Below are 3,444 nucleotides of genomic sequence, written 5' to 3' on the forward strand. Positions count from 1 at the left end.
ACCGCCGTCTCTCCAACCAGCGGTTGGCGCCTGAACTCCTTGCTGGCCACCACCCACATGCCCCTCAGCCAGGTCCCCGAGGCGCTGAGCCCAGACCTGGTGCACCACAAACTGAACGTTCTGGAGGAATTCTGTCGGCGCTTCACGAGCACACCACGTCTGCGCATTGCCGGCCTGAATCCCCATGCCGGTGAAGCCGGTCAGCTGGGCCACGAAGAAGCCGACTGGCTGCTACCGCTGCTGAATCAATGGCGTGAAGACCATCCTCAGGTGCACCTGGAGGGTCCCGTTCCTCCCGACACCTGCTGGATCAGCGCTGCTCGCGCTTGGCAGACCCCAAACCAGCCAGGTCCTGACGGGATCCTGGCCCTGTATCACGACCAGGGGCTCATTCCTGTGAAGCTGCTGGCCTTCGACGCGGCAGTGAACACCACCTTGGAACTGCCGTTTCTACGAACGTCTCCCGACCATGGCACCGCCTTCGACATTGCAACCCAAGGGATCGCCAGCCCTGAGAGCACAACGGCAGCGATTCAGGCGGCCTGGGACCTGAGTTGACTCAGGCCGGCTTGACCCGCATCAGCACCTGACCGAATTCAACGGGCGTGCCGTTGTCCACCAGGATTTCCACGACTTCACCGCCAACCTCCGACTCCAGCTCGTTCATGAGCTTCATCGCCTCGAGGATGCAGACGGTCTGGCCGACGTTGATTCGACTGCCCACCTCAACAAAAGCAGGTTCGCCTGGCGCTGGAGCGCGGTAGAAGGTGCCCACCATGGGAGCCGTAACTTCGAGCAGGTCACTGCGCGTTGCGGTGGACGCAGGCGGCACAGCAGCAGGCTCGGCCGGCGCAACGGGCGCCGGAGCAGCAGCAGCAACGGGAGCGGGCATCACCGGTGCCATCACGGCCTGGGCCGGCAGATTGCGACGGACTTCCAGACGGAAGTCATCCCCTTCCAACCGGAACTCCTGGATGTCGCTCTCGCCGAGCGCCTCCAACAGGCGGTGCAGTTGTTCGTGATCCAGCTGCATGGTCATCCGTTTTCGCGGCCGAGGTAACTTTCATTGCGGGTGTCCACTTTGATCTTTTCTCCCACAGAAAGAAAGAGCGGAACCATCACTTGTGCACCGGTCTCGAGAATGGCGGGCTTGGTGCCACCCGTGGCGGTGTCACCTTTGACGCCAGGATCCGTTTCCTTGATCTCAAGAACAACGGAGTTGGGCAGTTCAACCTCGAGGGGGGTGTCGTTCCAAGACACCACGTTCACCTCCATGCCCTCCTTCAGATATTTGCGACTCTCTCCAATCTGGTCGGCACTGAGGCGGGTCTCCTCATAGGTGGCCATGTCCATGAAGACATAGTCCTCACCTTCCATGTAGGTGTGCTGAAGAGAGGATTTCTCCAACATCGCCTGGGGAAGCATTTCCCCGGCGCGGAAGGTTTTCTCCACCACGTTGCCGGACTTCACTGCCTTGAGCTTAGTGCGCACGAAGGCAGATCCCTTGCCGGGCTTGACGTGCAAGAACTCGACAACGCGCCAAACAGCCCCATCGATCTCAATCGTGGTGCCGGTGCGGAAGTCGTTACTGGAGATCATTCCCACCGAACGGTTCAACGGACTATACGGCTGTGCCAAAGTCCCGTCAGCACTGGGGTTCCCCCTTGGTCCATCAGCGTTTGAACGCCGTTCTTGCTGCTCTGATCAGCTTTGCTCTGATCACAATGGCCGTCCCTGCTTGGGCTGCCTTGCCCCAGGGCAATGCTGTGAAGGACCCTGCCGCGATTCTTCGGGACGCGCTTCCCTTCAATCAGGACGACATCCGCGAGCTGCAACATCGGCTGGAACTTACCAGTGACGATCTGCGTGCCAAACGCTGGGCAGCCCTCGGCAAGACGGTGTCGCGCAGTGAAGCGCTGCTCAACACCCGCCGCGACACCATCCTGAGCGCGGTCCCTGAGGCCAAGCGCGATGCAGCTGAAACGCTGTTCAAGAGCGTGGAGCAGGGTCTTGAAGACCTCAAAGAGAAGGTCAAAGCCACCGACAAACCGGGCTTCATCGCCGATCGACGCCGGACCCTGCGTTTTATCGGTGATGTGGAGGCCCTGCTGGTGCCTGACGGCTTTGAACGGGAGATCCCCGCAGAATTCGATGCCCTGCCCCGCCTGCAGGGAAGAGCCACCCTTAGAGTGAGCACCACCCAGGGGGAGCTGACCACCGTGGTGGATGGCTTCAACGCCCCGCTCACCGCAGGTGCCTTCATCGATCTGGCCCTCAAGGGCTTCTATGACGGACTTCCCTTCATCCGGGCCGAGGACTTCTACGTGCTCCAGAGCGGTGATCCAGAAGGGCCGGAAATTGGCTACGTGGATCCAAAAACCAAGCAGGAGCGCCATGTGCCCTTGGAGATCCGCGTGCCCGAAGAAGACGACACGATCTACAACGAAACCTTTGAAGACGTGGGCCTGTTCAAGGCCACACCAACCCTTCCGTTCGCCACCCTGGGCACCCTTGGCTGGGCCCATTCAGACCAGGCCCTCGACGACGGATCCTCCCAGTTCTTCATGTTTCTCTACGAGGCGGAGCTCACCCCTGCTGGCCTGAACCTCGTGGATGGCCGCAATGCAGCCTTCGGCTACGTGATAGATGGATTCGATGTTCTCGAGGAATTGGGCGTCGATGACCGGATCACCGCCGTGAAGGTGATCGAGGGAGCGGGGCAGCTCAAAGCCCATGCATGAGCCCAACCCTGGCGGAGCTGACTGAAGCGGAGCTGCTTAGGCGGCTGGCTCGCTTTGCTCCGCCCGACCAACTCAGCGACGATACGGCGACCCTTGCCGCCGATACGCGACCTCTGTTGATCAACACCGACATCCTCGTGGACGGTATCCATTTCAGCGATGCCACTACCACCGCCATGGATGTGGGCTGGCGCGCCGTTGCCGCCAACCTGTCCGACTTGGCCGCCAGCGGTGCCGTCGAAATCGAAGGGATCACCGTGGCCCTTGTCGCACCAGGACGCACCAACTGGGACTGGGTGGACGGGGTCTATCAAGGCATCAGTGCTGCCTTGGGGCAGTACGGCGGCATTCTGCTGGGGGGTGACTGCTCCAGAGGGGAGCAAAGACTGCTTTCAATCACGGCCCTCGGCCGTCTTGGTCCCCTGCGTCTGCATCGGAATGCAGCCCGCCCCGGCGATGTGCTGGTCACCAGTGGCCCCCATGGGCTCAGCCGACTGGGTCTCGCCTTGCTGAAGGACGATTCCAGGGTGCGTGACATCCCTCTGCCCTCAACCTTGCGAGACCAAGCAATCGCACGACACCAACGACCAACGCCTCGGATGCAAGATCTCCGACAGCTGCTGGCCTGCAAACCGGCGCATCTGCCCTGGCGGGCTGGGGGCACTGACAGCAGCGATGGACTTCTCTCAGCTGTTGCAGGACT

At 61.3% G+C, this 3,444-nt stretch carries 5 protein-coding genes; 3 read left to right on the top strand and 2 right to left on the bottom strand.

The features are described from left to right. Window positions 1-558 (top strand): 4-hydroxythreonine-4-phosphate dehydrogenase PdxA (locus ACGVJ8_RS09750; RefSeq protein ID WP_392347631.1); only part of this gene is annotated, 558 nt, incomplete at its 5' end. Window position 559: 1 nt separating this feature from the next. On the opposite strand, the gene accB is transcribed toward ACGVJ8_RS09750, so the two are convergent. Both accB and efp read right to left on the bottom strand, forming a co-directional pair. Beyond that, a complete protein-coding gene (accB, locus tag ACGVJ8_RS09755) occupies window positions 560-1,039 on the bottom strand; it encodes an acetyl-CoA carboxylase biotin carboxyl carrier protein (RefSeq protein ID WP_392347633.1) in 480 nt (159 codons plus the stop codon). Continuing rightward, window positions 1,036-1,599, bottom strand: a complete 564-nt coding sequence (gene efp, locus ACGVJ8_RS09760) for an elongation factor P (protein ID WP_392347635.1) — start codon at window positions 1,597-1,599, stop codon at window positions 1,036-1,038. Before efp ends, accB begins: the two co-directional genes overlap by 4 nt. Window positions 1,600-1,631: 32 nt before the next feature. Between efp and ACGVJ8_RS09765 the strand changes: the two genes are divergently transcribed. Together ACGVJ8_RS09765 and ACGVJ8_RS09770 are read left to right on the top strand one after the other, a co-directional pair. Next, complete coding sequence (locus ACGVJ8_RS09765) at window positions 1,632-2,741, top strand: peptidylprolyl isomerase (protein ID WP_392347637.1); 1,110 nt, start codon at window positions 1,632-1,634, stop codon at window positions 2,739-2,741. Next, on the top strand, window positions 2,738-3,444 hold a 707-nt coding region (locus ACGVJ8_RS09770), incomplete at its 3' end, for a thiamine-phosphate kinase (protein WP_392347639.1). The genes ACGVJ8_RS09765 and ACGVJ8_RS09770, both read left to right, overlap by 4 nt.

The organism is Parasynechococcus sp. (genome assembly GCF_042954245.1).
Lineage (GTDB): Bacteria > Cyanobacteriota > Cyanobacteriia > PCC-6307 > Cyanobiaceae > Parasynechococcus.

Bases quoted from the DNA above. Each gene is read 5' to 3' on its own strand.
- accB (WP_392347633.1), bottom strand. From the start codon at position 1,039: ATGACCATGCAGCTGGATCACGAACAACTGCACCGCCTGTTGGAGGCG.
- efp (WP_392347635.1), bottom strand. From the start codon at position 1,599: ATGATCTCCAGTAACGACTTCCGCACCGGCACCACGATTGAGATCGAT.